Consider the following 21878-nt stretch of genomic DNA (forward strand, 5'->3'; position numbering starts at 1 on the left):
TTTTCAATTCGCAAATCGCAACATATGTTCAACCTATAGTGAATCAATTTGGAGTTGATATGTCGGACAAGCTGCCTCCATTCAAACTGGGCGGTGTTGCGTTTAGGGAAGGTCGCCCAGTTTCGGACAATCCATATCCCGAAGGTGTCGCTCAGGGTGACGACTACCCCGGCCCGTACGTTAACTGGCGCGATGGCTGGGTATTTGAAAAGAAGATCATTGAGCATTCCAAAGCAGGATAACATGAAAAAACTCGCATTGCTGGCCGCTTTTTTGGTGGCGTCCCCCAACCTCGCGTCCGCACAACAGGTTAAGTCGATTGCAACCCCAAGCGGCGTGACAGTCAGCCAGGTGAAATGTAAATCCAATTCAGCCAAGTGCATGAAGAAAGCAGGGAAGCACTGCAAAGGCAGCTATCAGGTGATTGACAGCGACAGCCACGCGGGCGGCGTTCTTGCCGATCTTATACCGGGGCCAGTGACATGGTATCAGCTAACTTTCCTGTGTGGGAAGTCTGACGGGCAAATGCCAACCTTCGCGTTCCGTGGCCCGGATGTGGTGAACCCCGCGCTGCTGATCCCGCAGAACACACGGGTTCAGTGCAACACAGTCGGATCTTCGACAAACTGCTATTCATATTGACGCATGGTCTGCTTAGGCAACCAGTAAGATTCAATACGCCAGCGTCGAGACTATTGTGGGGTTGAATGTGCAACTGTGTTCCCGCTACGTTATGCCGATTTGTTCGACCTCTCTTTGGGTCAATGGCAGGTTGTTTCTATAGCTGACGCCCCAAGTTTCATGCCCGCCTGTTTCTTCGCGCATGAAGGTAAGGCATTCACTTGCGCCAGCGGGTGAATCGACGTCGCAGGGTGGACCGAGAACCATATTGATTGGCCCCCTGATCCGTTTTTTCTTGTCGATTATGGTGTAGAGATACGTCGAAAAGTGCGGCTTCGTGGCGACGATAAAGCGTTCGTCTATTCCTTGCACCGTGTAACGGGTTCGCTCGCCGCACATCTTGATCTTGTCGCCTGCTTTCACGTCCACGGTCCTTTTTATGCGTCACAGATCGGGCAGGCGTCATAGCCATGCTCGCATTCGATTCCGGGATCCCAATCGGGCGGGTCTTCGCGAAGGATCTTGCCGGTTTGCACGACGACATATCCCGCGAAATCACAGTGTCCGCACCAAGCGTGCAGCCCGTCATCTTCCATTTCAGCTTTGCAGTCTGGGCATCGGCGCGGCATCGGCGGTTCCTTTATGATGATTTGCCCACGGCTACCGGGCGCTGGTTGATGTGACCGCAATCTTCACATTCCCAAGTTTTGACCGATCGGGAATGTTCAAGCTCATATCCATCGTCATCGACGCGGGGTCCGTATCCGCATTTGTCGCAATATGCGGCTTCGCGGAATTTCAAAAACTGCTTCTGAATACCGGCAAATCCGATAGCCAAATTCTTGGCTGTCTCAAGCCATTCTTCGCCCTGCTGCAATTTGGGGGCGGCACAGATGCAGGTACTCCCAAAGCTCGCCCATCCATCGCCCTTGCGAACAAGCAGGGTTGCGTCTGGGCGGTGAACCATCGACCAGCCATCGGGGAAGCCATCGGTGTAAATTTTATCTGCCATGCTGGTTCCCTTATTTTGTGAGTGCAATTACGGCATCGAAGTCCCGCCGCTCTGCAGCTTCCCTCAACGCGATTAGGTGTGACGGCGATATGATCTTCACTTGAGATAGGAAGTGTGGCGCGGCGGCGCGCAGATCGTCTGGCTGTCCGGTCAAGACCACACATTGCGCGTTTTCCCCAAGCTCTTGGGCGAGTTCGCCCAGCGATCCGATACCCGAAACCTGCATGTGTCGTTGCCTCTCGTCCATTTCAGCCAGCGGATCAAAGCCCGGTTCCTTCATGCGTTGCGCCTCCTCAAAGGTGAACGCACCCTCAAATTGTGACCAAAACAGAGGAATTTCAACCATTGGTAAAGAACCGGTCTCAAATCCGCACCCATAACACCACATGATTGCTTTGCCCTGACTGGCTGGCGCTTTGATGCCGCGCCCGCATTCGCCGCAGAATGGACCGCCGATATTCGCCTTATCGTCCGGTCTGCAGAAGAAATCCGGCTGGATCGAGGCGTTTTTTAATGAGTTTGCGATTTTTCGCATATTGCCGATTCCTACTCAAAATAGCAGTTCACGCCCTTTTTTCGTCAGACACACCCGACCAGCATCACCGGCATCCCCCTCAAAGCTGGGCATCAGGCTAACGTAACCATTGTTTCGGGCGTAGGTCAGTACGCTGCAGCTCGCGGGATAGGTGCGCTCATCATGTTGGCCCTCTTCGGCGCGGGCAACGTGCGCCAAAAAGCTCTTGAGTTCGACATCAAGCATTGCGCAGCTTATTGGCGATTCTGGACGCCTTCGCCTTTGGAATGGCATTGTGACCTCTTGAGGCGTCAATAGTTGCAAGCGCTATGCGGTGCCTGATATCACCGTCAAAACCCGGCCCAACTATATCTCCCGCCAACTCCCAGACCATTGCCGCCAGCTCGTGCTTTTCCAACTCATCGTAGACATCCGGGCCGAATATGGCCCGCAGATTGTTTTCAGCTGCTTGTGCGATCTCATCCATTTGCGGCGGCACCCCCGAACATCGCGCGGAACGGTTTCTCGCCCCAAACGTCAAATTCCCCATACTCATCAACGATGCAGACGGTCAGGGCTTCATCATCCGAAGTGGCCCGTTTCGAGCATTCGTCCAGCAGCGCGATCACCGCGTCTGCCGTGGCGTTCCACGGTTTCAATAGCATCGGGACTTTGCCCGGTCGTGTGATTAGGACAAAGTTCTGTTCCTGCATTGCGATCCTCAGTTTAGCTCTTCGTGGCGCGGGACGTGGCACAGCCAATACAGCAGCTTGTCACACTGTCGGACATCGTGGTTCCATTCTGTTAAGAAAAAACTTCACTTAAAAACTTAACACATTGCGTTGACGAATGGCAACAGAAACTTTACAAATAAACTTAACAAATAAAAATCGCGACGCTGTAGGGAATTATGGAACTTCACATTGAAACTCGACATGATCAGGAGAATCTGCCCATGACTGGCGGCCATGGAAAAGCGGTATCTCATTGGCTATGCGCGGGTTTCGACCGAGGATCAGGATTTGCGTCTGCAAATCGACGCGCTCAAGCGCTACGGGGTGCCGGAAAGCCGGATTGTTACGGAAAAGAAATCGGGCGCGAAGCTGAAAGGCCGCAAGCTCTACGACGTTCTAAAGCACGGTATCGGCAAGGGCGAACGACTGGTCGTCTGGAAGCTGGACCGGCTCGGGCGCTCTATGAAAGAGCTTATCCAAATCGTGGAAATGATCGAAGAGGCCGGGGCGGATTTCGTCAGCATCACCGACCAGATCGACACCACCACACCTGCCGGTCGGCTGTACTTCCACTTCATGGCGGCAATGGCCGAGTTCGAGCGCAATCTGACTTCGGAAAGGACGAAGGCCGGTATGCTCGCTAAGAAACTCGCAGACCCAGATTTTCGCGCCGGAGCCAAGCGCAGCATCGCAGACGTGCCTGCGCGGCTTGAGCAGCTGCAAGTGCTGTACGACGGCAAGCAGTTCGAGTTAGCGCCAAAATACAAGCAGCGCGGTCCCGACAAGGGCAAGCGCATCGGCTATCGGATCAAACCGGGTATCGGTGTTAAGCTGGCGCAAATCCTCAAGGTGCTGAACGACTGCACGAAAAAGGAAAAGCCCATCAAAAACACCCTGACCATCACTCGCTGGCTGGAAGAGGGTTGCCCCGGCTTGAAGCTGCGCGATGAAGACAAGGTTGAAGATGAATAATGGGGAAAGAGTGCAGGAATGGATAGCGTCCCAAACTATATGGTGGCGATTGTGGTCGGGCTCACGTGGATATTGGCTACGCTAATGATTTTTGAAGCTTGGGAGAAATTTCGGCGCAATGATGCCACTTTTATCAAAGCACTGTCTACCACTGCGGTTTGGGTGATTGGTGCGGGCATCTCCGCATACGTGAAGTGGCCGTATTGGCCGTTGCAGTAAGGAGTCAGGGGCGTCCTAATGTACAAAGATATTTGCAATGAGCTCACGCGCGCAGAAGATGCTGGCGCGGACTTCGATGATCTTCGGATTTCAATGCACCCATTTGCGCTGGACGCTCTTATCAAAGAGATGGGTTCCGATTCCGCGCTTCTGGACAGTTCAGGCGGTAGACCGCAACGCCTAGGGCATGTGCCTATTTCTGAGAATTGGGCGCAGGCGGGTTGGGCCATTATTGTAGACGGCAAACAGGAGTTGAATCCGGGTGCGCGACCTAAATGAAATAATGGCTCTGAAGACTCTATACTTGGTCGACGCTCACACATTTCCGCTAGTGACCGACGAGATTGAGGACCGTGTGACTATCAGCCTTGAGAAGCTAGTGTTGGAGGGACTGGTGTCGAGAGACCCACCAAAATCAGGCTGCGGTGCAACTTACCGCATCACTAAATCCGGCATCGTCGTTTTGAAAGAATACGAAAATGCAGACTTTTAGTATTTCACAATAAGGAGCAAAGCATGTCGTTTTCATACGACGATTTGGTTGAGATGATTGAGACCTGCCCACCTGATCAGCGCGAAGGCGCGGGCTTTACGTGTCCCCCTGATGAGTGGCTGGACATCAAAAAGATGCACTCTGGTGATGTTGGTCGGGTGTTTGATGATTTTAGCACTGGAAGGGATGACCGCAAATTATTTGGGTTTCCGGTTAAGATCGACCCGGCGTGCGAAGGAACAACCTTCGGGCCGTTCGAGTAGTTCACAGAAAGGAGCTGATCGTATGGCCTTAGCGGTTAAGAACTTGGTGATCGGTGTTGCGGTCTGCATGTGCATAGGGTTTGCCGGGTATGGTTGGATTAATAGCCTTTCTGGTTGGTGGTGGTGGTTGCCGGGTGCAGTTCTGCCCCTTGTGGTAATGCGTTAACAAATAGGAGGCTGGGCACATGCAGGCTTGCCGGACTTGCCAAGCAACGATGACATCAGAGGAAATCCATTACTACGATGGGCGCTGCGAAGAGTGCATTCAGGAAGAGTGTCAGCGGATCGAGGCTTGGAGGCGTGGCGCGGACGATCCAGCGCTTGATCGTCGCTTCGGTGGTCCTGAAGCCGTAGTTCATTAATAGGAGGCGAGGCCGATGGATATCAATGACATGTTGAACGTTTCCGAGAGCGATGAGCCGCCGATGAACAAGGCAATGGAAGACTGCCTTGCTATGTCAGGTGGGGACCGAGAAAGCCGCATTCTGACGTTGTCTGCGTGGCTTAAACTCGGCGCGGAATACCTGGCCCGCGAAGCAGGACGCAGCCGAGCGCGTGAGATTATCCAAGGCACAGATCGGTTTGTACGGGACGCAAATCCCGCTCGACCTTGGCCGAAGTAAATTCACGATAGGGAGGCGGGAAAAGAAAACCCGCCGACCGCAGCCGACGGGGTGCTGGGAGCTACCCAGCGTGAACCATCAATGTAGCGGATTTTGTAAACGATGAAAAGGAGTGACACTAGTTTTGTTCCTGCTTCTTCCACCAGTCTTGCAGATATCCAGGACGACATTCCCCATGCATGAAATCTCCCGTTTTCTTGGGAATGGGGCAGTCTTTGCCGATGATTTCTAGGGCTTGCGGCAATTCGGTGTCAGGCCCGACCAATTCCACAAACCGCGCCTTGCTGTACCGGCCATAGCGCCCGCAATTCTTGCAGCCGATTTCAACAGTTCGTAGCGGATAGTCTTTAGCCTTCACCGACTTCACTAGCCTCCCTTTAACTGTTATTGTGCCCCATACATAACCGCGCAAGATGTGCGGCCTGCAACCACCTTCATAGAGGTTTGCCGTGGCCGATAACATCTTTGCCAAATCCCCCACTGAAATTGCAACCGATCGTGCTGATGCCCGCACACGTGGGATCTTCGAAGCGATGGAAACCAGCGCGCCGAGTGCTCCTGCTACGTTTGATTTTGACACGATTTCACGTCAAACGCAGGTGCCCCAAAACATCATTGAAGCAGCCTATGAATTGGCTGGTTCCGAAGGCGTGGATGCTGACAGTTTTACCAGTGGGTTTTCTTGGGCAGTTGGGCAGCAAATTGAAGCGGGCACCCCCGTTAAAGAAGCCGTTCGGGCGGTATTTAAGGACAACGCACAATTCGCAGACACCTTGCTTGAGCGTGCGGTGCAACTGGCGCAACCACAGGAAAGTGAAGCAGGGGCCCCACCACAGCAAGACTCTGACGGCGGGGGTGTTTTGGGCGACCTGGCACGTCGCGGGGGGGCGTCAATACTAAGCGGCTTAGGTTCTGCAGTTGAGGGCATGGGGCGCGCGCTTGACCGCACTGGCGGTTCCAAATTCGAAGTTAAAATGGGCGCCGACGGCGAACCGGAACTGATATCGACTGGCGAACCGTCCGATATGGTGGTGAACACTCGGGACGCTGGTGATGTTTTGCGCGAAAAAGGCGAGGGCATCGAAGACGGCATTAGCGCCGACGCGCAAGCGGCAATGCAAAAATCCCAATTCAAAGGTGACTTGTTCAAGCCATCGACTTGGGAATTGCCCGAAGACGCCAGTTTTGAGGGCATGGCGCACCTCACCGTTGAGGTATTGGGTTCCATGGCCCCAGTGGTTATTGCATCCATAGCGACAAGAAAGCCCGTAGTTGGCGCTGGTGTAGGCGGTTCGCAGTCAGCGGGTGCAGGAGCCGAAGAAGCCCGAGAGTTGATTGAAGAGGCTGCGCAGGATGTTGATTCTGAGGGGGTATCGCGCTTGGAACGCGAAAGCCCTTACTATCGGGAATTGGTGACGCAAGGCAAAACCGCCGAAGAAGCTTTAAAGATCACCGGAGAAGCGGCACAACGCGCAGCGGCAGGCTGGGCGGCTATACCGGGAGCACTAGGGGGAGCCGCGACCGGCCGGATATTGCAGAAGCCGTTGGCGTCACTGGCAACCCGAAACGCAGCTGTGCGTGTTGGCGGAACGGCGGCTGTTTCTGCAGCCGAAGAGAGCGCGCAGGAGGTCGCGGAAAGCGTTGCGGGGCGCGCTGGTGTCCAGCAAGCAACCGGCCTAGATCTGGATCTAACGGAGGGAACACTGAACGACGCCGTGCTTGGCGCTATGGGCGGCGGCCCAGTTGGTGCTTTGGGCGGCATTCGCCGCGACCAGAGCGCCGCTGATGCAGCTGCACTGTCTGGCGCGCTGGATGCAGCCGAACCGGGCGAGGCGTCGGTTCTGCCTGTGCGGGACGAGGCAACCACGATGTATGTGGACGAGACCGGAGCCCCCACCGCTGCGCCTGAACGGATCGTACCGGCACCCGAGGCCCCGCCACAGGGTCCGCTATCGCGCGCCGCTCAACGTGCCCCGGAACAACCGGAAGCCCCGGCACCGTTGGCAACACCTGGCATGGTCCCGGGCTCAAAGGTCCGGTTGAACGTACCGGGCGGCAAGCCGATTGACGCCGTGTTCAAGGAAGAAAACGAAACCGGGATGCTGTTCGAGCAGGACGGCAACCCCTTCCTTGTATCGCGCGAAGAGATTGAAGGGGGCAAGGTTGCCGTTGAGCAGGTAAACCCCATCACCGAGGCGCAGGCGGAAGCTGTAGCCCCTGTCGAAGAGTTTGACCCGGAAACCAGCGAGATCCTGAACGCTGCCGCACCAGTCGCGCAGCCCGTCCCGCAACCGGCTCAACAGCCGCGCCCGAAAAAGCCCGCCAAGCCTTCTTTGCAAAAGCGCCCGTTTACAGCGGCGCTCAAGGCCAACACAGGCGGCATTGATCCGGCTGGCCCTCTGGGTCAGGACTTGCAGCACCGTGGCGTTACCCCTCAGACCGCACCAGGCCTGTTCCGCAAAGGCGGCGCGCAATCGCTCGACAACCTGCCCACAGCAGAGTGGGCCGAATATGCCTCATTGGTCGGTGACGATGGCAGCGGCTATCTGAGCGAACAAGGCATTGTGGACGCGCTGGCCGATGAACTGGCCGGGAAACCCGTTCAGGGTCGCGAACAGATGGAATTGCAGGCCGTGGCCGACGCAAAGGCCGAACTGCAAGAGCTGCGCGAAATGGGCGTGGATCTGGACGAAACCGGCGCAGAAACCATCACGCCCGAGCAAGCGGAAGCATACCGCATTTTTCCCCCGCGCAATGACGTGGATGATTTCACCATGGGCGAGGACCGCGCAGACATGATCTGGCGGGATGTGCGCGCAGCTGAACTTGAAATCGGCGTTGAACTGTCTGCCACGGAACGCCGCACCGTTTTCGAAAAGCTGAATGAGAATGGCGGAAGCGTTGAGGATGCGCTATGGTCGCAACTGGAAAAGGAGCCCGACGAGTATGCAGAACCGAGCCAGCCAGCCGTTCAAGATCCCGGCCCGCCGTTCACAGAGTCCGAGCTATCGGCAGCGAGTGAGCCAGCAGGTACAGGAGCGGAGCAATCGGGTTCTGAACGATCCGAAGGCGACGCCGGAAGCGAAAGCGAAAGCGAACCGCGACCTGACGATGCTGAAAGCACTCGAAGCGAAGCACAGCCCGAAGCAGAACGGGTAGACCCGGCCCCGGAACTGCAGGACAGTTGGTGGCGCAGCCTTCCCAAAGCGCGCCATTCTGCTAAGCGTCTGGGCATGTCCAAAGACGATCTGGGCGACGCGTGGTCGAAAAAGGCTGCTTTGGTGTCGGCAGTGAACGCTGAACTGCAAAAGCGCGGCCATAATGATCTGAGCGCCCCGGATGACGCCACAACCGACCCGATTGAGGAAAAATTCGCCGCAAACCGTGAAGCTGCGAAGAACTTCAAAAAGGGCGACCGGGTTGAGTACACAAACAACCATTTTGAACCCCCGCGCGTCTTTAAGGGTACGGTCGTAAAGGTCTTGTCGAAGCAACAGGGCACTATCGAATTGCGTACGGACGGGGGCCGTGGCGGAAACGGCTATGATGTGTCGATCGGCGCATCTGCCCTGCGTCACGAAGCCCCAGCGACAGAGCAAACACCAGAGGGCGAACAAACACTGATCCCCGGTGTGGAGCCGGTCAAAGACAAGGACCGGGCAGAGGCGCAGATGGCAAAGCCTAAGCGCGGCGACGATGCGGCCATGCCCGAGGGCGGTTTATTCGATGAGGGTGCGCGCAGCCAAACGGATCTGTTTGACGGGACATTTGAAACGGAAAATTCCGTTGAACCCGCTGAAATTAAGCCGAAACAGCCTGACAATTCCGCAGACAAGGCGGAAATTGATGCCGCCGCAGCCGAGGCAGATCCGAACCCGACACCGGCGCAGGCCGAGGCGGGCAACTATAAGAAGGGCCGCTTTAAGTGGAACGGTCTGGACATGGTTATCGAAACCGCCAAGGGCGAAGAGCGGCGCGGCACCGCAAAGGATGGCACCGAATGGTCCGTGACCATGCCAGCGCACTATGGCGACATTAAGCGCACTGAGGGCGCGGACGGCGATCCAGTTGACTTTTACATGGGGGAATTTCCTGACAGCGATCAAGTGTTAATTGTCGATCAGATTGACCCTGAAACGGGTAAATTCGATGAACATAAGGTGGTGCTGGGGGTAAATAATCGTGAGGACGCTCACGCGATCTATGTTGCAGGGTTTTCAGATGGGTCTGGTGCGTCACGCATAGGGGCTATAACCGAGCATTCGATCGACTCCTTCAAAGCATGGCTGGGTGAAGGTGACACCAAGAATCCCGCTGATGCCACGTTGGCGGATGCTTTGGCGGTAGCTGATCAAGAACCGGTTAAGAACACGGACTCCGATAATTTTGCCGCAATACCTGAAGAAAAGGCGGAAAATCCAAATTCTGAGGCTGTTGAACTCGATACAGACGGCAAAATTGACGTACTAGATCAAGAAACGGAACAAGGTCCGGCGAGCGTTAGTGATCTCGACTATGAGCGAGGGTACGCCGCTTATCGAAACATGACCTTCACTCCTGAGAAACGGGCAAAATCCGACATCGAAGGGTATGTTTCAGCGGTTAATGGGCTTTACTCGGAACTTGCGGTGTTGGCCAAGACAAAAGACCAAGAATCCATTCTCGACGCTGAGTTCACAACCTACAAAGAGCGCTACATAAGGCACGTAAACGCCATGTGGGATGCCAGCAGTCGCACAGCCTCACCCATGATCACTGGGCCCGCGAACTTCCCGGCTACCAGCAACCGAAAGCGCTTGGATACTTATGACCGGCGGTCTCGTGAGTTTTTAGATTGGGTCGGCAAGGCCAAAGCATCCATCAAGAAGAAGATCCTCGAGGCACGTCCCGATGATGTAAAAGCCGAAGAGGCGTGGAAAAAGATTGAGGCTCAAGTTGTCCAAATTGCAGTGGACGCTAAGCTAGCAGCGGATGGAGAGGCAACGTTCAACCTTAGCCTTCTCAAAGGCAATTTCTACAATCGCATGAACACTCTTGCGAATGGTGGCGATGTAGATTTGACGTTACGGATGCTCAAGCGTCTTGAAACGGTACACGAAGATGTTGGCTTGGCCCGGCCAGTATTCACCAACCGGCACAAGATTTGGAAGCTGGGGGAAGTATCTCAGGTCGCACAGGCCAAAATTGACGGGCTTAGATCAGAAAATGATGAGCTGATTTCGCAATTTGAAGGCGCGAGCGTTACAAACGCAAAATCTGATGAACGCATTCGTATCGAGTTTGACGAACGTGTTTCGTCAGATGTCGCAACAGATCTAAAAAAGGAAGGTTGGCGCTGGAGCCGCGCCAATACAGCGTGGCAGAGAAAGAACACTAGCGCTGCAATTCATTCGGCTCGCCGAATTGTGGGTAGGCACTTTGATGAGCTAAGCGCTCCTGGCTCACATTTGGAAGGTGAGAAACACAAACGGAGCGCCGGGGCGATTCCGCGTTCGGAACTGGTCGATTTGAAAGACTTGCTGAACGAGGAACTTGAGCGTTTGGGGCTCAAGGGCAGGGCGACCGTGCGCGCGTGGAAACAACTGAGCGCAGGGCCGATCGCTCTGGATGGCCTATATAACCACGGCGAAATCAACGTCAGCATGACGGCAGCAGACGGCCCGATAGGTACCTTCCGGCACGAAGTCATTCACTTGCTGCGTGATAACCGCTTCTGGGGCAGTGAATATGGCCTGTTCACCAAGGACGAATGGCGTGCTCTGGTAAGGGAAGCCCGTAAGCGCACGGATCTGGTGGCGCAGATCGAAGCCGACTACCCGGAACTGTCCATCGCCGAACAGATGGAAGAGATCATTGCGGAAATGTACCGCCTCTGGGGTGAGCAGCGTGACGCAACCTCCCCCCTTGCAGAAGTTTTCCAGAAGATCAGCAAGGCCCTGAAAGCCTTCGCTAACGCCTTGCGTGGCGGGGGTCATAAAGATGCTGCTTCGATCTTCGAACGGATTGAGAGCGGCGATATTGGCGGGCGCGCGCCGGGGCCACGTGGACCGAACGGAGGGCGGCTTCGCTTTTCCGTGTCTAAATCGACACGCGACAAGATTGAGGGGATTTGGAACGGCGACCGGACTGATGCGCCGACTGTGTTGGGGAAGCTTCCGCCTGTTCTGCGCTCTCTGACCGGGAAAAACACGCCCATGGTGATTGCATCCAGTGTGATACGAAAGGCCGGAAGTCACCGCTTGACACTGGACGATGTGATCAATGCTATTGAGGGCTTGGAGAATCCAGTGATGGTGTTCGATGCCCGAAACGCACCCGGTAATTTCACTGTCCTGGTCGACAAGCCCGCTTCTGATGGCCGGTCCATGGTTCTGGGCATTGACGTGGCATTCAAGGCTGGACGCCTTGAAATTTCCCGGATTGCAACGATCCATGGGAAAGACAGCGACAAAGGCACCATCGGGCTGATCCGCGACGGGTATTTGCGGTATATCAACAAAAGAAAAGCTGCGGAGTGGTCACGATCCAGAGGGCTCCAATTGCCCAAGGATGGTACGACCACGCCGCAGCGTGGTCAAAAGATATTGCAGCACCGAGACGTTTTCAAGGCCGATGGCACCGCAAAGCACAAACGAACGCGCCAAAATCCCGGTTTTGAAGCGGCACCACCCATAAAGGCCACCAGCATTGCCAAAGGGGCCAAACAGCTTGTTAGTGATGCTCTGACGCAGGCAATGGCGGGAAAGAACGGTACCAACCTGCTGGCGTTGGTGCCCGGGCGGGCTTTGATGCAGGAATTGGGCGGCAAAATGCCGTCCGTGAAGAAGTATCTGCGGCTCAAAGAGCAGATGGACACCCTGCGTAATGAGCGCCACGCCATGACGGACGAACTGGCCCAGCGGTGGTGCAAACTTTTGAGCGGCGATAAGGACGCCAATACGCATCTCATGGATCTGATGCACGACAGTACCATTGAAGGGCAAGACCCGTCCAAGCCGTTCATGCCTGTAGCAGAGGAACGAGACCCATACATCGTCACAAAATACGGACCGAACAGCAAGACCGGCAGGGAGGCGCAAAACCGTCTAGACAAGGATGCGGAACGCAAGCCCGCTTATGACGAACTGCGCGTCCGGTACATGAAGCTGCCGGAAGGGTTCCGCGATATGTATGTCGACGTGCGGGACGCCTATGACGATTTGGCCAACGAGTTCGAATCCGCGATTGAGGCCAACGCAGAAAAGGCGATGACCGTTGCTGTTCGCCGCGCCGAACGGGCGCACGAAAGGCGGCTTGAGGAAATCCGTGACGATGGCCTGACCGGAAAAGAGAAGGAAGCGGCGATCAAAGAAGCCGATGAAATCCTGACCACGGCCAAGATGCAGAACCGATGGGCGAAAAACGCGCGGCTCGCTGGATTGCGTGCTAGGTTCGAAAGCAACCGTCTGGATGGTCCGTATTTCCCGCTTGCCCGCTTTGGTGACTTCTATGCAACCGTCCGCAACAAAGAGGGTGCGGTAGTCTCGTTCAGCCGCTTTGAAAGTGCCCGCGAACAGCGAAAATTCGCAGAAGACATGAAGGCAGAAGGCCGGGACGTTGAGACCGGCGTCCTTAAGGAGATGCAAGCCCGCGACGCGGTAGATCCGGGGTTCGTCGCGGACGTTGAGGGGTTGCTTGAGGATATCGACGCCGACGAAATGGTCATGGATGCGATTTGGCAACGCTGGCTGCAAACGCTTCCTGACATGTCCATGCGCAAGTCAAAGCTGCATCGTAAGGGCACGCAGGGCTATAGTGGCGATGCGTTCCGTGCGTTCGGTTCTCAGATGTTCCACGGCGCGCACCAGTTAGCCCGCCTGACGTACAGCCTTGATATGGGCGAGGCGCTGGATGCGGCCGAGCAGGAAGCGCGCCACTCCGACAGCCCTGAACGCAATGGGTTGATCGTTAAAGAAGTCGCGCGCCGCCATGAGTATGTGATGAACCCGCAAGGCTCAGCATGGGCTCAGACAATCACCGGTGCCGCCTTTGTCTACTACTTGTCCATGACACCCGCTGCGGCGCTGGTGAACCTGACTCAGACTGTGATCGTAGGGACGCCGATACTCGGCGCCTACCACGGCAAAGGAGGGCAGGCGACGGCGGCCAAGGAATTGCTTAGGGCCTCTCAGGACTTTGCGAGGGGTAAGGCTCATGCTGTTGACAGCAAGCGTCTGACCAAAGACGAAAAGCGCGCCATGAACGACGCCTACGAGCGGGGAACGATCGACAAGAGCCAATCTCATGATCTGGCGGGCGTCGGGGAAACCGGCGTGGAATACAGCCCAGTTCGCACAAAGGTCATGGGCATAATCTCTTGGATGTTCCACCACACGGAGCGTGCCAACCGCGAGGTTACGTTCTTGGCGGCCTACCGGATGGCGAAGGCCAAAGGTTTGCAGCACGAAAAGGCCGTTGAAAAGGCTGCGGATCTAACGTGGCGCACCCATTTCGACTATCAGAACACCAGCCGTCCGCGCCTGTTGCAGAACGATTATTTGCGCGTTGCGATGGTTTTTAGAAACTTCCAAATCAACATGCTGTGGCGTCTATTCCGCGATACACACCAAGCACTTAACGGCGAAAGTTCCGCCGTCAAAGCAGAGGCGCGGCGGCAATTGATCGGGATCTCTGCGCAGATGTTGCTGAACGCTGGTGTCAAGGGCGTGTGGGGCTATTCATTGCTCAAGGCATTCGCGGGAATGTTCTTCGCAGGCGGCGGCGATGAGGCCGAGAAAGAGCTTGAAAAGCTGCTTATGTCGGTTCTGCCGCGCGACGTTGCAGGCGCGTTCCTCAACGGCGTACCCGGTCACATGCTGGGGATCGACTTGCGGTCGCGTGTCGGTATGCCTGATCTGTGGTTCCGGGCACCTGATCGTCAGTTGGAAGGCGAGGACGAGTACAATTATTGGGTTCAACAGTTGCTTGGCGCTGGTCCCGGCATTGCTCAGAATGTCCACCGAGGCGTCCAGCAAATTGGCGAGGGCCACGTTTGGCGTGGCGTTGAGACCATAATGCCAAAGGCTATCCGAGACATTATGCGGTCGGGCCGGTACTGGTACGAAGGCGCTCAGACCTACAACGGCGACCCAATCATTGACGAGTTCAAGCCGCAGGAGCTTATCGCCCAGGTTATCGGGTTCACACCGGCCCGCCTGTCGGAGCGGTACGACGCTAATAGCCGCCTCAAGAACGAAGAGCGCAAGATCCTTGACGAAAAGAAGTCAATCATGCGGGACGCAAGTGATGCTGCGCGCGCCGGTCGGGGCATCCCCGAAAGCGTTCTGGCCGATATCGCTAAGTTCAACGAGGAAAACCCGGAGGTGGCGATCACGAACAAGAGCCTGAGCAGGTCGATCAAGGGCCGGATGCAGGCCAGCGAACGCAACGAGTTCGGCGTGATCCTGAATCCGCGGCTAAACGAGAAGCTGCGCGGAGACGCCGCGCCGCTGGTTTATGACTGAACCACTTCCAAGGTGACACAACTTGTGGTAGGGTCGAGTCAGAAGCGCACAAGATGTGCGGTCTGGCTGGCCCTAGCCACTCCGTCACATTTGGAAGCGCACTATGAAACACCACTTTCTTGAGATTTCGCGCGACTGGTTGACGATGTTCCTAGCGGGCATCGGGATTACCGTCGCACCTCATGTATTCTTCGGCGGCTTGGTGATGGCCTTGGCCGTAGGCAGCTTGATTGGCCGGAAACGGCAACAGGAGGCCCATTTTTTAGGCATCCTCTTCACATCTGGCTTGGCCGCAATCATCGCGCTTATCGCCGCGCAGGTGTGGGATTTCTGGGGCTGGCCCCCGCAGTTGATAATGATCCTAGCCGCTGCCGTTAGCAGCTGGTTCGTCAACATCTTCGTCAAAGTCATGGACCACACGGAGGCGCAGAGCAGCCTTATCGCCGATCGGGTTCTTGACCGCTGGCTACCTCGCAAAAAGAGGGAGTTCGATTGATGAAACTTGCAGTTGTTGTCGGCCACAATGCCAAGAGACAGGGCGCGGTGCGCCCTGATACCGGGGAAACAGAGTTTGCTTGGAACTCACGGCTTGCTGCTGTGATCGAAAAGCTGTCTCACGACTTTCCCGAACTGATTGTAAAGACGTTTTATCGGACCCCCGGAAAATCCACGACCCAAGAAATCCGCGCCGTCTATGGGCGCACGGATGAGTGGGACGCGGACGCAACGGTGGAACTGCATTTCAACAGCCACCACAAACCAAGCGCCACAGGCACAGAAACACTGTCCAGCGGCTCGCGCATGTCCCTGCGGTTTGCTGAGGCCCTGCAAGATGAAATGCTTGACGCCTTGGGCCTGCGGGATCGTGGGGAAAAGATCGTTCGAAAGGGCCGGGGCGCTACTAGCCTGATTTCCGGTCGCGCCCCTGCGGCGCTCATCGAGCCCTTCTTTGGGTCGTCACCAAATGGACAGGCCGCAACAGACGAGCCGCATGAAATGGCGGCCCTTGCCCGTGCAATCCTGCGCGCCGCCGAGCAGGTGTTCACATGATCCGGTTGCTGTTTGTGGTCGTCGCGCTGTTCGCGCTGGTTGGCTGTGGCTCCGGGCCGCTTAGCTTGTTGAATGGAGGCGGGCCCAAAGTGGCAGCCAATGTGCAGGCAGGCAAAACGAACAATCAGACCTTGGGTAGTAACCAGGTCACAGAACAAAAGATCATTCGACCGCAGGCGCGCGTTATTCGACAATCCAGCGACACTGGAAAGGTGAAAGCTGAAACAGTCGAGCAGATCACCGTTCACGAGATCCCGGCCTGGATCATCATCGCCTTTGCCGTCGCGCTGTTTCTCGACAGCCCTTTGCGCTGGCCGGGGCAAATCAAAAACGCGCTGTTTTATTAGGAGGGCACTTCATGGCCTCAACCCCATACGACGCATTGAAAAACCAATGGCTGGCGGCCAATCGCTTTACGGCGGCGGCTGAGACGGATGTTTTGCTAACGGCAACGAGCGGAGTGGTGCGCTGGACAATTACAGCCGATGACAGCCAGCCCGCTATCGCAGTTGGCCAAGGCCACATTGTCAAAGAGCATGACAACTTTCCGATGACCCTGAAATCGGGGGAACGCCTCTGGATCGCGGGGCTGGGCGCGACGGCGACGTTGGAGACATAAAGATGAGGATCGGGGGCCGTTTCGGAAGAGGTCGCTTCAAGGCTGGGCGTTTTTCTCAGCCACGGGCGCAGCCAATAGCTGCCCTCTCACCGCCGTTGTGGCGCGATCCTTCCGATATCCTCACGTTATTTCAAGACGCGGCTGGAACGACACCTGTCTTAGCAGATGGCGATCCAGTGCGCCGGGTTAACAACAAGGGCACCCTTGGCGGCTTCTTTCTCGCCCCGAACGCTGCCGCAGCCCCAGCCTACCGCACTGACGGGGTTCGGCACTGGCTCGAAAGTGACGGCGTGGACGATCAGTTGGAGTTTCAAGGCGTCGTTGAGTTTTCCTCGGATGTTTTTGAGGCGGTTGCGTTTAGGACCATCAGCATCGGGCGGTCTTTTGCACATATAATCAGCAATAGAGGCGGCCAGCGTCAGCCATTGATTTCGACGCCGCAGTCAGCGCCGCAAAGGGTGACTGTGGCCTTTGGAGGCTCGCCAACCAACGTGGAATCGGTCGGTTCGCTTATCGGGGTCGACGTGGTTGTGACTGGTGGCAACAGCGCGTCCCAACGGCACGCAAATGTGAATGGGACCATTGTTAGTGGTAGCGGGGCGGCCTTAACAGATGGGGGGGTAGAGCCGTACTTGGTGTTCGGTCCAAACGCCGCGAATATTCGCGACTACGGCGGGCTTCACCTCAACCGCGTACCGAGCGCAGAAGAAGAAACTGCCATCAGATCCTTCCTGGCTACAAAATCCGGCGGTATTGCCTGAGCGCGCCCATCTGCAGTCTTTTACTTAAGAGTTATGCGGTTCTCAACGGGATGACCTTTGCTTCTTGGCCGGTCACGAAGTCAGCCCATTTCTGCATGAGAACACGGCGTTTATCCAAAAGGTCAGAACGGGCATACGCGCGCTCAACCTTATTTCCGATCACATGCGCCAAGGCCGTTTCCGCAACCTCGTAGCTTGCAGTCTCGTTGTCCTGAATCCACATTCTGAAAGAAGATCTGAAACCGTGTATTCGGCCTTCCTCATTCAAAAACTTCAGCACCTTCGCCATGGCAACGTCACTGACGCCTTTGTTCACTCGTGGGCTTGGGAACAGATAGTCGTTGCATGCGTTCTCCCGGCAAAGCTCGACAACATTCAGCGCTTCAGTGGATAAAGGAATGCGGAAGTCTTGCACCTTACTGCGCTCACCTTTCATGCGCTCTTTGGGCACAGTCCAGACGTCCCCGTCTATCTCATCGAATCTCGCGCCACGCACAGGCATACCGCGCGCGGCTGTCAGGATCGTGAAACGCAGCGCTAAGTAGGACGGGTGCATCTTGTCGAGCCGCGCATATAGATCAGGTATGTCCTGCCAAGGCGTCGCAGGCAGAGGCTTTTGAACACGCTCGACATAGCCCAGCATGTGACGGGCCGAGTCGCAGATAAATGGTTCAGCCTCGTATCCCATCAGCTTCGCTTGTCTCAGCACCATTCGGGTCCGATACATGGCTTTGTCCGCAGTCTCATGCTTTGTGCGCCAGATCGGTTTCAGCGCATCGTGAATGTCGCGCTGGTGCAGGGTGCTGATCCTGCGGGTGCCTATTTTCGGGATGATGTGGTTCTTGAGGGGTGAATACCACTGACCGCGCTTGCCGTCACCGCGTAACCTCTCTTTTCGCCCCTCAAAAACTAGCTTCGCCATATCTTCGAATGTTGGGTCGTTCTGACTGTTCTCTGCTTCAATACGTTGCCGTTCTCGTTCTGCGATTGGATCTTCGCCGCGTTCTGCATAGGCCGCCCACTTTGATCGCTCTTTGCGCGCGTCTGACAGCGACATGTCTGGGTAAGATCCCAAACCCATATCGCGGCGCTTGCCGTTGATCTGGAAACGGTACGTCCAGCGCCCGCCACTCTCCGACCTTTTCAGAGATAACCCGCCACCGTCTTGGACAACGCTACCAGGTGCCGCGTTCTTCACTTGAGTTGCGGAAAGCCGGTTATTGCCTCTTGCCATATCTGCCCCACACTTTGCCCCACACTTGCGGTGAGTTCATTTGCAACATGTTGACACAATCTGCTACAGGTATAATTCGCAAAATGCAACATAGGTATGGGTGTTAGTTCAGTTTGCAACATGTTGCAACAGTAACATGGTGCGCGTTACCCGCTCCAGATCAACCCGGCCTGCGTGCCTGAAACAGGTTTATCAAGGCCGGTATTTCAACAACATCTCCAGCGACATAGGGCCTGAACTCCTCGGCCACAGCCTGCCGAATTGCGGCGACATCTTCGGGCGTTCCGTCGAAATGGGCGATCACTCGTGCGGCGGGTCCGATCCGCGTACACAGCGCCGCGCTGTCTTCAAGCGTGCCTCGAACAGGCAAAATGAGGGGAACAGCATCGACAGCGATGTCGGTCAGGCCAGCCTCGGCCAACAACCCGCTTACTCGATCCTGATCGTGAAATGCCAAAGGGCCGGGGGCATTGCGGTCGACCTTGGGCGGGGTGCCAAGCCGTTCGGTCGCTGCGATATGGGGCAGGCGGAACCACGGGTTGCCAGATAGCGACCCCCAAGCGGCGAAACACATCCGACCGCCGGGTTTCAGCGCGCGCGCCATGTTGGCAAAGGCGGCTACGGTGTCCTCAAAAAACATCACCCCAAAGCGCGAGATCATGATATCGCGGTCGCCCTCCTCAAACGGATGGGTCTGCGCATCGGCGAATTGAAAGCCAATATTCGCGTGCCCGTCTGCCAGCGCGCGCTCGGCGGCGCGATCCAGAAAAGGCTGCGAGACATCGGCGGCGAGAACATGCCCATCCGGACCAACAGCCTGCGCCGCCAGAACCGTGCTGGCCCCTGTGCCGCAGCCGATATCCAGCACGCGCTGCCCCGGTTGCAGGGCGGCGCGCTCTAGCACCAGATCAAGGACCGGGGCCAGAAGCGCATCCATCTGGTCCTCATAGGTCAGCCATTTCGCACCCGAGGGGGAGTTGCCCCAGAATTCGGCCTGTTCTTCGTTTGCTATGGTCATGGTGCCTCCTGCCGGGGACTATGACCTGCGGCGACGGCGGCGGCCAGATTTTTCCTCATCCCCGCCGCCGGTGTTGAACGAGGGTGAGGGCAGCGTGACCACCTGCGCCAGTTCCGGGAACGGGTCGGTCTTGTGTGGGATCGCGTTGGCGGCGACGAAATGGTCTTGGAACTTGGGCTCGATGGCGGTTTCGACCTTGGTGATCTCGCGCACGACGCGTTCGATTTCCTGGCGCGATCCGATGTTGCACAGCGCGATCCGGGCACCGGTGCCAGCGGCGTTGCCCGCGCTTGAGACCTTGTCCAGTGGTGCGTCGGGGATCATGCCCAGCACCATCGCGTGTTTGGTCGAGATATGCGCGCCAAACGCCCCGGCCAGAACCACGCGATCCACGGCGTCGACCTTCATCTCGTCCATAAGCAGGCGCGCACCGGCATAAAGCGCCGATTTCGCCAGTTGGATGGCGCGGATATCGCCTTGGGTTACGGTGATACGCGGGCCGCCTTCGGCGCTCGCATCGTGGATCAGATAGGAATGCGTGCGGCCTTCGGGGATGCAGCGCGCGGTGCCGGTTTGTTCAGCCGAGCCAATCAGGCCGCTTTCATCCAGCAGCCCGGCGATACGCATTTCGGCAACAGCCTCGATAATGCCCGAGCCACAGATGCCGGTGATCCCGGTGGTGGCGATATCAAGATCGAACCCGTCCTCATCGGACCACTTGTCCGACCCGATGACACGGAAACGGGGTTCCTTGGTGACGGGGTCAATCTCGATCCGTTCAATTGCGCCGGGGGCGGCGCGTTGGCCGGAACTGATCTGCGCGCCCTCAAACGCGGGGCCGGTGGGCGAAGAACAGGCCAGCACGCGCGTGGTGTTGCCCAGCAGGATTTCGGCATTGGTGCCCACATCGACGATCAGCACGAGGTCTTCTGACTTGCCGGGTTCTTCGGACAACGCCACGGCGGCACAGTCGGCCCCCACATGGCCCGCAATACAGGGCAGGATATGGACCTGCGCGCGGGGGTTCATCTTGGTCAGGTCCATCTCACGCGCGGGTAGGGACATACTCTCGGACGTGGCCAGCGCGAAGGGGGCTTGCCCCAGTTCGACGGGGTCCAGACCCAGCAGCAAGTGGTGCATGACCGGGTTGCAGACGAAAACCGTTTCCACGATCAACGTGGCATCGATTCCCGCTTCGTCGGCAATCGAAACTGTAAGATCGTTGATCGCCTCGCGCACGGCGCGGGTCATTTCCTGATCGCCGCCGGGGTTCATCATGGCATAGGAGACGCGGCTCATGAGGTCTTCGCCAAAGCGGATTTGCGGGTTCATCAGGCCCGAGGACGCCTTGACCTCCCCGGTTTCCAGATCGGTCAGGTGGGCGGCGATGGTGGTGGAACCAAGGTCGATGGCCAGACCATACAGGCCGTGTTCATGCAGGCCAGGCCAGATTTCGACCACCTTGGCGACCTCATCCTTGTGGCCTTTGTGCAGGGCTACCGTGACCTCCCATTTCCCCTTGCGCAGCACCGGTTGCAGCTTGGCCATCAGCGACAGATCGGCAGTGACAGCCTCGATCTTCCATTGCTCGCGCAGGGCGCGTTCCAGCCGCTCCAGATCGCCGGTGGGCGAGTGCATGTCGGGTTCTTCGACCACCACGAAATACAGTCGTGTGGCCGGGTCCATAGTGATGGCGCGCGCCGCAGCCGCTTTGCGCACCACTTGACGATGGACCTGAGATTCTGGCGGCACGTCGATCACGATATCGCCCTGAACCGTCGCCTGACAGCCCAGACGGCGGCCCGGTTTCAGCCCGCGCTTGTCGTCATAGCGTTGTTCGACCGCGTTCCATTCGCTCAGCGCGTCCTGGGATACCGTCACGCCGTGTTTGGGAAACTCGCCATAGCTTGGCGTGATCTGGCATTTGGAACAAATCCCGCGCCCGCCGCAGACCGAATCCAGATCGACACCCAACTGCCGGGCGGCGGTCAGAACCGGGGTGCCAACGGGGAAATGCCCGCGTTTGCCCGAGGGGGTAAAGACAACAAGGGGGTCGGTGGTCATGTCGGGCCTGCCTTTTGTATTCGCGCGTATGCCGGGGAAGATATGGGTTTGTGCGCAAAGGGAAAGGCCAATCAGCGGCAGGTTTTGCGCAACTTGCGTCGTTTTTCGCCGCGGCATTGGCTCGCATTGGACAACTAGTTTAGGTCAGGGGCTTTTCCTTGGCTGCAATCCATGTCAT

25 protein-coding genes are annotated in these 21878 nt (G+C 56.9%); 13 read left to right on the plus strand and 12 right to left on the minus strand.

The genetic code is table 11. From position 1 onward, the window contains the following. The first annotated feature begins 59 nt into the window (after nt 1-59). Both ACR3EG_RS10150 and ACR3EG_RS10155 read left to right on the plus strand, forming a co-directional pair. Nucleotides 60-242, plus strand: a complete 183-nt coding sequence (locus tag ACR3EG_RS10150) for a hypothetical protein (RefSeq protein WP_480495385.1) — start codon at nt 60-62, stop codon at nt 240-242. 1 nt (nt 243) lies between these two features. Further along, nucleotides 244-642 (plus strand): hypothetical protein, encoded by a 399-nt coding sequence (locus ACR3EG_RS10155; protein ID WP_480495386.1) that lies wholly within the window; start codon nt 244-246, stop codon nt 640-642. 84 nt (nt 643-726) lie between these two features. Here ACR3EG_RS10155 and ACR3EG_RS10160 read toward each other — a convergent pair whose 3' ends face one another. The 7 genes from ACR3EG_RS10160 to ACR3EG_RS10190 are packed head-to-tail and all read right to left on the minus strand — an operon-like array spanning nt 727 to nt 2860. Continuing rightward, nucleotides 727-1044, minus strand: a complete 318-nt coding sequence (locus ACR3EG_RS10160) for a hypothetical protein (protein ID WP_480495387.1) — start codon at nt 1042-1044, stop codon at nt 727-729. A gap of 14 nt (nt 1045-1058) precedes the next feature. Then, nucleotides 1059-1250, minus strand: coding sequence for a hypothetical protein (locus ACR3EG_RS10165; RefSeq protein ID WP_480495388.1), 192 nt, complete (start codon nt 1248-1250; stop codon nt 1059-1061). An 11-nt stretch (nt 1251-1261) separates the two neighbouring features. Next, on the minus strand, nt 1262-1633 hold the full coding sequence (locus ACR3EG_RS10170) for a hypothetical protein (protein WP_480495389.1): 372 nt from the start codon (nt 1631-1633) through the stop codon (nt 1262-1264). Between the two features lie 10 nt (nt 1634-1643). Further along, nucleotides 1644-2168: a hypothetical protein gene (locus tag ACR3EG_RS10175; RefSeq protein ID WP_480495390.1), complete on the minus strand. Its 525-nt coding sequence runs from the start codon at nt 2166-2168 to the stop codon at nt 1644-1646. Between the two features lie 15 nt (nt 2169-2183). Further along, nucleotides 2184-2393 (minus strand): hypothetical protein, encoded by a 210-nt coding sequence (locus tag ACR3EG_RS10180; RefSeq protein ID WP_480495392.1) that lies wholly within the window; start codon nt 2391-2393, stop codon nt 2184-2186. Then, nucleotides 2386-2634: a hypothetical protein gene (locus ACR3EG_RS10185; RefSeq protein ID WP_480495393.1), complete on the minus strand. Its 249-nt coding sequence runs from the start codon at nt 2632-2634 to the stop codon at nt 2386-2388. Before ACR3EG_RS10185 ends, ACR3EG_RS10180 begins: the two co-directional genes overlap by 8 nt. Beyond that, nucleotides 2627-2860, minus strand: coding sequence for a hypothetical protein (locus tag ACR3EG_RS10190; RefSeq protein WP_480495395.1), 234 nt, complete (start codon nt 2858-2860; stop codon nt 2627-2629). The genes ACR3EG_RS10185 and ACR3EG_RS10190 overlap by 8 nt, the downstream gene beginning before the upstream one ends. A gap of 255 nt (nt 2861-3115) precedes the next feature. Between ACR3EG_RS10190 and ACR3EG_RS10195 the strand changes: the two genes are divergently transcribed. The 4 genes from ACR3EG_RS10195 to ACR3EG_RS10210 all read left to right on the plus strand — a co-directional run bounded on the left by ACR3EG_RS10195 (nt 3116) and on the right by ACR3EG_RS10210 (nt 4828). Further along, entirely contained in the window at nt 3116-3853 is a 738-nt protein-coding gene (locus tag ACR3EG_RS10195; protein ID WP_480495397.1) for a recombinase family protein, read from the plus strand. An 18-nt stretch (nt 3854-3871) separates the two neighbouring features. Further along, nucleotides 3872-4072, plus strand: coding sequence for a hypothetical protein (locus tag ACR3EG_RS10200; RefSeq protein WP_480545850.1), 201 nt, complete (start codon nt 3872-3874; stop codon nt 4070-4072). Between the two features lie 18 nt (nt 4073-4090). Continuing rightward, nucleotides 4091-4351: a hypothetical protein gene (locus tag ACR3EG_RS10205; RefSeq protein WP_480495399.1), complete on the plus strand. Its 261-nt coding sequence runs from the start codon at nt 4091-4093 to the stop codon at nt 4349-4351. A gap of 237 nt (nt 4352-4588) precedes the next feature. After that, nucleotides 4589-4828, plus strand: coding sequence for a hypothetical protein (locus tag ACR3EG_RS10210; protein WP_480495401.1), 240 nt, complete (start codon nt 4589-4591; stop codon nt 4826-4828). Nucleotides 4829-5049: 221 nt separating this feature from the next. Here the strand turns inward: ACR3EG_RS10210 and ACR3EG_RS10215 are convergent, their stop codons facing one another. After that, on the minus strand, nt 5050-5187 hold the full coding sequence (locus ACR3EG_RS10215) for a hypothetical protein (RefSeq protein ID WP_480552217.1): 138 nt from the start codon (nt 5185-5187) through the stop codon (nt 5050-5052). Nucleotides 5188-5205: 18 nt separating this feature from the next. On the opposite strand from ACR3EG_RS10215, the gene ACR3EG_RS10220 reads away from it, so the two are divergent. Beyond that, nucleotides 5206-5451, plus strand: a complete 246-nt coding sequence (locus tag ACR3EG_RS10220) for a hypothetical protein (RefSeq protein WP_480495404.1) — start codon at nt 5206-5208, stop codon at nt 5449-5451. Between the two features lie 118 nt (nt 5452-5569). Here the strand turns inward: ACR3EG_RS10220 and ACR3EG_RS10225 are convergent, their stop codons facing one another. Beyond that, on the minus strand, nt 5570-5818 hold the full coding sequence (locus ACR3EG_RS10225; RefSeq protein ID WP_480947278.1) for a hypothetical protein: 249 nt from the start codon (nt 5816-5818) through the stop codon (nt 5570-5572). An 82-nt stretch (nt 5819-5900) separates the two neighbouring features. Between ACR3EG_RS10225 and ACR3EG_RS10230 the strand changes: the two genes are divergently transcribed. The 6 genes from ACR3EG_RS10230 (at nt 5901) to ACR3EG_RS10255 (ending at nt 17384) form a co-directional block, all read left to right on the plus strand. Further along, nucleotides 5901-14954, plus strand: coding sequence for a PLxRFG domain-containing protein (locus ACR3EG_RS10230; RefSeq protein ID WP_480495407.1), 9054 nt, complete (start codon nt 5901-5903; stop codon nt 14952-14954). Nucleotides 14955-15057: 103 nt separating this feature from the next. Beyond that, nucleotides 15058-15450 carry a hypothetical protein gene (locus ACR3EG_RS10235; RefSeq protein ID WP_480495409.1) on the plus strand — a complete coding sequence of 131 codons (393 nt, stop codon included), beginning with the start codon at nt 15058-15060 and terminating at the stop codon, nt 15448-15450. After that, on the plus strand, nt 15450-16004 hold the full coding sequence (locus ACR3EG_RS10240) for an N-acetylmuramoyl-L-alanine amidase (protein WP_480495410.1): 555 nt from the start codon (nt 15450-15452) through the stop codon (nt 16002-16004). Before ACR3EG_RS10235 ends, ACR3EG_RS10240 begins: the two co-directional genes overlap by 1 nt. A gap of 14 nt (nt 16005-16018) precedes the next feature. Continuing rightward, nucleotides 16019-16351 (plus strand): bacteriophage spanin2 family protein, encoded by a 333-nt coding sequence (locus ACR3EG_RS10245; protein WP_480495412.1) that lies wholly within the window; start codon nt 16019-16021, stop codon nt 16349-16351. Nucleotides 16352-16362: 11 nt separating this feature from the next. Next, a complete protein-coding gene (locus ACR3EG_RS10250) occupies nt 16363-16623 on the plus strand; it encodes a hypothetical protein (protein WP_480495414.1) in 261 nt (86 codons plus the stop codon). Between the two features lie 2 nt (nt 16624-16625). Next, nucleotides 16626-17384 carry a hypothetical protein gene (locus tag ACR3EG_RS10255; protein WP_480495415.1) on the plus strand — a complete coding sequence of 253 codons (759 nt, stop codon included), beginning with the start codon at nt 16626-16628 and terminating at the stop codon, nt 17382-17384. A 31-nt stretch (nt 17385-17415) separates the two neighbouring features. On the opposite strand, the gene ACR3EG_RS10260 is transcribed toward ACR3EG_RS10255, so the two are convergent. From ACR3EG_RS10260 to ACR3EG_RS10270, 3 genes are all read right to left on the minus strand, one after another. Beyond that, on the minus strand, nt 17416-18618 hold the full coding sequence (locus ACR3EG_RS10260; RefSeq protein ID WP_480495417.1) for a tyrosine-type recombinase/integrase: 1203 nt from the start codon (nt 18616-18618) through the stop codon (nt 17416-17418). 160 nt (nt 18619-18778) lie between these two features. Continuing rightward, nucleotides 18779-19636: a class I SAM-dependent methyltransferase gene (locus ACR3EG_RS10265; RefSeq protein WP_480495419.1), complete on the minus strand. Its 858-nt coding sequence runs from the start codon at nt 19634-19636 to the stop codon at nt 18779-18781. An 18-nt stretch (nt 19637-19654) separates the two neighbouring features. Beyond that, a complete protein-coding gene (locus ACR3EG_RS10270) occupies nt 19655-21700 on the minus strand; it encodes an ASKHA domain-containing protein (protein WP_480495421.1) in 2046 nt (681 codons plus the stop codon). Nucleotides 21701-21878 lie beyond the last annotated feature (178 nt).

Source organism: Ruegeria sp. AM7 (genome assembly GCF_056535965.1).